At 43.0% G+C, this 8,225-nt stretch carries 4 protein-coding genes; 2 read left to right on the top strand and 2 right to left on the bottom strand.

The genetic code is table 11. The annotated features are described in order from the left end of the window. Together Q0688_RS00915 and putA are read right to left on the bottom strand one after the other, a co-directional pair. The coding region (locus Q0688_RS00915; protein WP_299071848.1) for an NAD(P)/FAD-dependent oxidoreductase at window positions 1–1,307 on the bottom strand (1,307 nt) is incomplete at its 3' end. A 121-nt stretch (window positions 1,308–1,428) separates the two neighbouring features. Continuing rightward, on the bottom strand, window positions 1,429–5,214 hold the full coding sequence (gene putA / locus Q0688_RS00910; RefSeq protein ID WP_299071845.1) for a bifunctional proline dehydrogenase/L-glutamate gamma-semialdehyde dehydrogenase PutA: 3,786 nt from the start codon (window positions 5,212–5,214) through the stop codon (window positions 1,429–1,431). Between the two features lie 320 nt (window positions 5,215–5,534). Between putA and grpE the strand changes: the two genes are divergently transcribed. Next, window positions 5,535–6,152 (top strand): nucleotide exchange factor GrpE, encoded by a 618-nt coding sequence (grpE, locus tag Q0688_RS00905; RefSeq protein WP_299071841.1) that lies wholly within the window; start codon window positions 5,535–5,537, stop codon window positions 6,150–6,152. Between the two features lie 122 nt (window positions 6,153–6,274). Then, window positions 6,275–8,209: a molecular chaperone DnaK gene (gene dnaK, locus Q0688_RS00900; protein ID WP_299071838.1), complete on the top strand. Its 1,935-nt coding sequence runs from the start codon at window positions 6,275–6,277 to the stop codon at window positions 8,207–8,209. The last annotated feature ends 16 nt before the right edge of the window (window positions 8,210–8,225 follow it).

Below are 8,225 nucleotides of genomic sequence, written 5' to 3'. Positions count from 1 at the left end.
ATTATCGGTTCATCTTCAATACCTGAATCGGGTACTTTTGGCTCGCAGTATTGATACTGATGCTTTTCCATATGGTTAATTAAACGGCATACATATTGTGCAATTAAATCAGATTTTAACGTCCAAGAGGCATTGGTATACCCCATAGAAAATACAAAGTTGGGAATTCCACTTAACATCATTCCTTTGTAACAATAGCTATCAGAAAGTTGTAAAGGTTTGTCATCAATACTGAGTTGATAATTACCTAATACGGATATTTCTAGCCCCGTTGCAGTGACAATGACATCAGCCGTTAACTCTTCTCCTGACTGAAGTTTGACTCCGGTTGAAGTAAAACAATCGATATGATTAGTTACCACAGATGCAGAGCCAGTTTTTATTGCTTGAAATAAATCACCATCAGGTACTAAACATACCCGTTGATCCCAAGGTTGATAACTAGGTTTAAAGTGCTCGTCAACCGGGTAATCGTCACCCAGTACATCTAATATTCCTTTACGTATCGCTTTTTTGACAAGTTCAGGACGCCGCCGCGCTAAGGAATAAGTAAACATATTGATTAAAATATTCTTCCAACGGCTAAGGCTATAAGCCAACTTTGCTGGAAGATACTTACGCATAAAGTCTGCAAAAGCATCTTGCCCAGGACGCGCCGCAATATAGGTAGGGGAACGTTGTAACATAGTGACATGTTCAGCTTTTTCAGCCAAAGTGGGCACCAAAGTTACTGCTGTGGCACCACTTCCAATCACCACTACATTTTTACCCGAATAGTCTAAGTCCTTGGGCCAGTGTTGTGGGTGAATAATGGTTCCTTTAAAATTCTCTGCCCCCTTAAAATCTGGCGTGTAACCATTGTCATAATTGTAATAACCGGCACAAGAATAAAAGAATTTACTGACGTATACGCAATATTCGCCGGTTTTTAAATCATGGATTGTGGTATGCCAGCGAGCTGTGGCACTTACCCAATTAGCGGCAACAACTTTGTGTTCAAATAAAATATGTTTATCGATGCCATTTTCACTGGCCGCTTCGGTAATATAGGCTCTGATATCTTCACCGGGTGAAATAGCTTTAGCCGAGCGCCAAGGTTTAAAATTAAACCCAAAAGTGTACATGTCCGAATCAGAACGAATGCCGGGATAACGAAACAAATCCCATGTTCCACCTACTGCGCTGCGCGCTTCGACAATAGCGTAAGATTGGTTTGGGCAATTTTTTTGCAAGTGAAACGCAGCACCAATGCCTGATATCCCTGCACCGATAATGAGTACATCTACTTCATTTGTTTTTAAGCTCACTACTACAATCCTATTTCAACCCTTAGATTCGGGTAAAGTTTATAAAAACTTAATAATTCAATACTTTAACCCGAGTAAGTTAAACATTAAAGAGCATTTTTATTGGTTTAAAGATGTTATGTTAATCGTCTTCTTCAACTAGTGTCATCAAGGATGTATTTCCACCTGATGCAGTAGTATCGACACTGACGGTTTTCTCGGTCAATAGCCGCTGGATCATATGGTCGTAATATTCCGCGGTAATCACTGGCAGTATTGCCCCTTTACGCTTTGCTAACATCTGCACCATAAAACTGGAACGTTTGCTTTCACTGTCAATCACAACGCCAGCCAAATCTGCTTCAGTCAACAAAGGTTGCAAATGTTGTAGTTTAGCGACTTGTAATGCCCCTTCTGGGGCACCAGTAGCAATAAATTGCTCACGAAATGCTAAAGCTTCTGCGTAGAATAATTCGGATACCACAGAAATAACCACATTCCCTGTTGCCAAGGCGGTGACAATAGATAAAGCCCAATATTCGAACGTCACATTTTTATCGGCAAAACAAAGAATGATCCCTCTAGGCTCTAGATACAACACGTTAGACTCACCCGTTGGCCCAGGCAAAATACGCGGTTTTTTAAGGCGTTTTTCAATACTAATCAGCTGCGAGCGAGCGGCGGCGAGGGTAGAATTTAAGTCATCAGCCAATTCGTCCACCATTTCTACTTTAGCAATAGCGGCCAATAACTGTCGAACCAAAGAAACCCTTGTATTTAAGTCAGTTCCTTGCCACTTTTCTTTCACTTCTGTGGCTTGAAACATAAACTTCGAGGCTTGTTGGACTGCTTCTTGATTACCCTGCAAAGCGGTATCAGTATTTAAGTCTTTTTCGGTGAAAGGGCGAGGCGTTGATTTTTCAAGCATCAAGCGTGGTAAATAATTTGGACCACCTGCTTTTGGACCTGTTCCAGACAGTCCTCGTCCACCAAAAGGCTGCACCCCAACGACTGCTCCAATCATATTTCGATTGACGTAAACGTTTCCAGCATTTGAAAGTTTAACTAGTTCCATCGCTCGGGTATCTATCCGAGAATGAATACCCATAGTTAACCCAAAACCAGTAGCATTAATTTGTTTTACTGTATTTTCTAATTCATCTGCTTTAAATCGTACAATGTGCACACATGGGCCAAATACTTCTCGCTTTAAAACCGAAATATCTTTAATTTCATACAGCTTGGGAGCGAAGAACGTACCATTGTTATCGGCCACCTTGCTTTCAAATAATAGAGTGGCCTGCTGTTGCATATCTTTAGAATGAGCAATTAAATTGTCTAAGGCCTTCTGGTCGATAACGGGGCCAATATCTGTTGCTAAATAGGCCGGATCACCCACTGTTAATTCTTGTAACGCGCCAATTAACATCTCACTGACTGTATCGGCTATTTCTTCTTGTAAAAATAATACCCTAAGGGCCGAACAGCGTTGTCCAGCGCTCTGAAAACCTGATGCAATTACGTCATCCACTACTTGTTCGGGTAGGGCGGTTGAGTCGACTATCATGCAGTTTTGGCCACCGGTTTCGGCAATTAAAGGCACTTGTTCACCGCCTCTTTCGGCTAGGGCTTGGGCAATGATATTAGCGGTTACTGTCGAGCCTGTGAACATCACGGCTTTGATGCGTTCATCTGGCAACAATACTTTACCCACATCTGGTCCAAATGCGACAACCGCTTGTATTACCCCTGTGGGCAAACCCACGTACTCCATTAATTGTAAGGCGCGTTTGGCAATTAAACTGGTTTGTTCAGCGGATTTGGCGATGACAGTATTGCCCGTGACAATGGCGGCCGCAACTTGGCCTAAAAAGATAGCGAGGGGAAAATTCCATGGGCTAATACACAGCACCACGCCTCGTGGTGAGAGTCGCGGGTCTTCTGCCAGTGTTTCAGCTTGAACGGCATAATAACGACAAAAATCTACCGCTTCGCGAATTTCATCCACGGCATCCTGTGTGACTTTGCCTGCTTCTTTAATGCACAGGGCAATCAGCTCGTCAGTGTGGCGCTCTAGTATGTCAGCGGTGCGACGTAATAGGTCGGCCCGTTCGGTCGTGGGTGTTTGTGACCAAGTAGCAAAAGTGTTGTGGGCCAGCTGTAACTTATGGAGCATATCTTGTTGGGTATCGAACTGATGATAGCCAATTATTTCGTCATTGTTGGCAGGATTACGCACCCCATGGCAACCGTCAGGCAATTGCTTATCGTTTATTTGGTTTTCCTCAAACCAACGATCTACGGCTGCTTTTAGCGGGGTGATTTGATTGATATCGGTAATATCCAGACCTTTGGAGTTGTTTCTTTCACTGCCAAATAAAGCGATGGGTTTTTGGATCTGCTCGTTGTATTTATGTTTAAGGCGCTGGGTTTTCTCAACGGGATCTTCGAGTAAAGATTCTACTGGTTTAGATTCATCAACTATGGCATTCACAAAAGAGGAATTGGCACCGTTCTCAAGTAGGCGGCGCACTAAGTAGGCCAGTAAATCTTCATGTTCACCCACAGGAGCGTAAATACGACATTGAATGTTTTCGATGGTGACAATTTGATCATATAAACTGTCGCCCATACCGTGTAAGCACTGAAACTCAAAACCTTCTTTATCGTCACTGGCCAGTTCAATAATAACCGCAGCAGTGTAGGCGTTATGGGTCGCAAATTGCGGGTAAATAGTGTCACGATAATCCAGTAAACGATTGGCGCAGGCATGATAAGACACATCGGTGGAAGACTTGCGGGTAAATACCGGAAAATGCTCGAGGCCGTCTTTTTGGGCATTTTTTATTTCAGTATCCCAATAGGCGCCTTTTACCAGTCGCACCATCATTTTGCGGCCGACTTTTTCGGTGAGCTCACGTAACCAGTCAATCACAAATAGGGCTCGTTTTTGGTAAGACTGCACCGCCAAACCAAAACCATTCCATCCGGCAAAATCTGGGTCGCTGAAAACTTGTTCGATGATATCTAAGGAAATATCAAGACGCTCAGACTCTTCGGCATCAACGGTTAAGCCAATATCGTACTGCTTGGCCAATAAACATAATTGTTTGAGTTTGGGCGGGATTTCGGCCATGACTCTGTCGCGATGAGTAAATTCATAACGAGGATGGATAGCAGATAATTTAACGGAAATACCTGGGCTTTTTCGCGGACCTTTGCCTTTTGCCGCCACACCAATAACCTTTATGGCTTGGGCGTAGGCATCGAAATAGGTGTCGGCATCTTTTTGGGTTCTGGCGCCTTCACCTAACATATCGTAAGAATACACATATCCTTTGCGTTCTTTGTCTTCGGCGCGCTGTACTGCAGCTTCGATGGTTTCACCCATCACAAATTGTTGACCCATTACCTTCATGGCAATGTTCATAGCTTTACGAATAACAGGTTCGCCCACTTTACCTAGGGTTTTTTTCAATAAACCAAAGGTATTTTGTTGGTTGGCGTAATTGACCAAGCCGCCTGTCATTAATAAGCCCCAAGAAGAAGCATTAACAAAGAGTGAGTCGCTGTTACCTAAGTGGGCGCTCCATTGACCTTTGGATAACTTGTCGCTGATCAATTTATCTTGGGTGCGCTTGTCTGGTACTCGCAGTAATGCCTCTGCTAAACACATTAATACCACGCCTTCCTCGGAAGAAAGGGAGTATTCATTGAGTAGTGCTTCAACGACGCCTGAACCTTGTTGATCGTTACGAATTTGCAACACCATTTTTCGAGCGCGATCCCAAGCGCGACTACGAGCGCGCATATTGACCTCTGCATCGGGCAAGATATGTTCAACAGCAAGATCTTCGTCGATACGATAAAAATCGCGAATTTTCTGACGTGTGGCTGATTCAGTGATTAGGCTACCGTTGAACAACATATGCAACTCCGCATTGGCTGGATAAAGAATGTGAGAAGTGTGCTTAATTAACCTGAACTGTCAGATAATTACGCTCACCTAGATTTTCAGCGGAGTATATAGACAGCGAATAGTGGCGACAATATGCCTGAAGGAATATTCCTAATTCTTGCCCATAAACTCTCAGCTATTTTGTATTGATTTGTGCACATCACAGGTCAGTTCTTTATACAAAATGGTGTAAATCAAAAAAACATCAATTAATTGCCCTTGAAGCTTATCAATCTAACCCCATTAACAGTGCAGTTGAAAATTTGCTTAAAGAGTATACGGAGCTAAGCATGTCAAATGAACAAACACCACCACAGGGTGAAGAAGTACCAACTGATCTTGAAAATGCACAACAATCACCTGAAACGGCGGCTGAACAGGAGGTTGTTGAACTGTCTGAAGATCAACAGCGCATTGTTGAATTAGAAGCCGCTGTGATTGCAGCAGAGACAAAATTCACCGATCAAAAAGATTCAGTGATGCGCGCTATTGCCGATGCCGATAACGCCCGCAAACGTGCTCAAGGTGAAATTGATAAAGCCCGTAAATTTGCCTTGGAAAAATTTGCAGGTGAATTATTGCCTGTAGCAGATAATTTAGAGCGTGCTTTACAAGTAGCAAACCCTGAAGACGAAGCCATTAAACCTATTTTTGATGGTGTAGAGCTCACACTTAAGTCTTTTGTTAGCACCATTGAAAAGTTCGGCATGACAGTGATTGATCCCCAAGGTCAACCTTTCAATCCAGAACAACATCAAGCGATGTCGATGCAAGAAAATGCAGACTTGCCACCTAATACCGTCATGGCTGTAATGCAAAAAGGTTATGAGTTAAATGGCCGTTTATTACGTCCTGCCATGGTCATGGTGACACGCGCGCCAGAAGGTGGAGTAGATGTAGAGGCATAACTGTCTTTGCACAAAATTAATTTTCATTTTGTAAAGGTTTTTTCAAACAAAATGTTGAAAAACAGAAGAATAACCCCACAAAGTGTACAAGCTTTTAAGAATAAATTTTTGGAGAAAAACTAATGGGTAGAATCATTGGAATCGATTTAGGTACTACTAACTCTTGTGTAGCAGTATTAGATGGCGACAAAGCCAAAGTAATTGAAAATGCAGAAGGGGATCGTACTACTCCTTCTATCATCGCTTACAGCCAAGACGGCGAAACTTTAGTGGGTCAGCCTGCTAAACGTCAAGCGGTAACCAATCCACAAAACACCTTATTCGCCATTAAGCGTTTAATTGGTCGTCGCTGGGAAGATAAAGAAGTACAGCGTGATATCGACATTATGCCTTTCAAAATTGTTAAAGCGGACAATGGCGATGCTTGGGTTGAAGCAAAAGGTGAGAAAATGGCACCGCCGCAGATTTCTGCTGAAGTGTTGAAGAAAATGAAAAAAACTGCCGAAGATTACTTAGGCGAAGAAGTGACAGCGGCCGTTATTACAGTACCTGCTTACTTTAATGATTCTCAACGTCAAGCCACTAAAGACGCAGGGCGTATTGCGGGTCTTGAAGTAAAACGTATTATCAACGAACCAACAGCCGCTGCCCTTGCTTACGGCATGGACAAGAAAAAAGGCGACAGTGTTGTTGCAGTATACGATTTAGGTGGTGGTACTTTTGATATCTCTATCATCGAAATCGACGAAGCCGATGGCGAACATACTTTTGAGGTATTGGCTACAAACGGTGATACACACTTAGGTGGTGAAGACTTCGATAACCAAGTGATTAACTACTTAGTAGAAGAGTTTAAGAAAGACTCAGGTATGGACCTTCGTAAAGATCCGCTTGCTATGCAACGTTTAAAAGAAGCGGGCGAAAAAGCTAAGATTGAATTGTCTTCTGCTCAGCAAACTGAAGTGAACTTGCCATACATTACTGCTGATGCTTCGGGTCCTAAGCACCTTACTATCAAGCTAACTCGTGCAAAATTAGAATCACTAGTAGAAGCTATGGTTAAGGCTACTCTTGAACCACTTAAACAAGCGTTATCTGATGCAGACTTATCTGTAGGTGATATCAACGATATCATCTTAGTAGGTGGTCAAACACGTATGCCTATGGTTCAGAAATACGTGACTGAATTCTTCGGGAAAGAGCCACGTAAAGACGTGAATCCTGATGAAGCAGTGGCAGTAGGTGCGGCAATTCAAGGCGGCGTATTATCCGGTGATGTGAAAGATGTATTGTTACTTGATGTGACACCACTTTCATTAGGTATCGAAACTATGGGTGGTGTTATGACTACTCTTATCGAGAAAAATACGACTGTACCCACTAAAAAGTCACAGACGTTCTCGACAGCTGAAGATAACCAATCTGCGGTAACTATTCACTGTCTACAAGGTGAGCGTAAGCAAGCCTCTGGCAACAAATCTCTTGGTCAGTTTAACCTTGAAGGTATTCGCCCAGCACAACGTGGCGCACCACAAATAGAAGTGACTTTCGATATTGATGCTGACGGTATTTTGCATGTATCTGCTAAAGATAAAGATACAGGTAAAGAGCAAAAAATCACTATCCAAGCTTCATCTGGTTTGAGTGACGACGAAGTTGAACAAATGGTGCAAGATGCAGAAGCCAATAAAGATGCTGATGCAAAGTTTGAAGAATTAGTTCAAGCACGTAACCAAGCAGATGGCATGATCCACGGTACTCGTAAGCAGGTTGAAGAAGCCGGTGATGACTTAAGTGAAGAAGACAAAACGGCTATCGAAGCCGCAGTAGTTGCCCTTGAAGAAGCAGTAAAAGAAGGTGACAAAGAAGCTATCGATGCGAAAACGCAAGAGCTAATCCAAGCTTCAGCTAAGTTGATGGAAGTGGCGCAAGCGAAAGCGGCGGCTGAAGGCGCTGCTCAAGGTGGCCCAGAAGCAACAGATGCTGGCGCACAACCACAAGACGAAGACGTAGTTGACGCTGAGTTTGAAGAAGTAAAAGAAGACGATAAAAAGTAAATTTATCGACTTAAAT

Source organism: uncultured Paraglaciecola sp. (assembly GCF_937123705.1).
In the GTDB taxonomy this organism is placed as follows: Bacteria; Pseudomonadota; Gammaproteobacteria; order Enterobacterales; family Alteromonadaceae; genus Paraglaciecola.
The sequence above is the reverse complement of the archived record's forward strand: the minus strand, read 5'-3'. Positions and strand labels throughout refer to the sequence as shown.

Excerpts from the sequence above, each read along its gene's own strand:
- putA (WP_299071845.1), bottom strand. The coding sequence starts at position 5,214 with ATGTTGTTCAACGGTAGCCTAATCACTGAATCAGCCACACGTCAGAAA.
- grpE (WP_299071841.1), top strand. The coding sequence starts at position 5,535 with ATGTCAAATGAACAAACACCACCACAGGGTGAAGAAGTACCAACTGAT.
- dnaK (WP_299071838.1), top strand. The coding sequence starts at position 6,275 with ATGGGTAGAATCATTGGAATCGATTTAGGTACTACTAACTCTTGTGTA.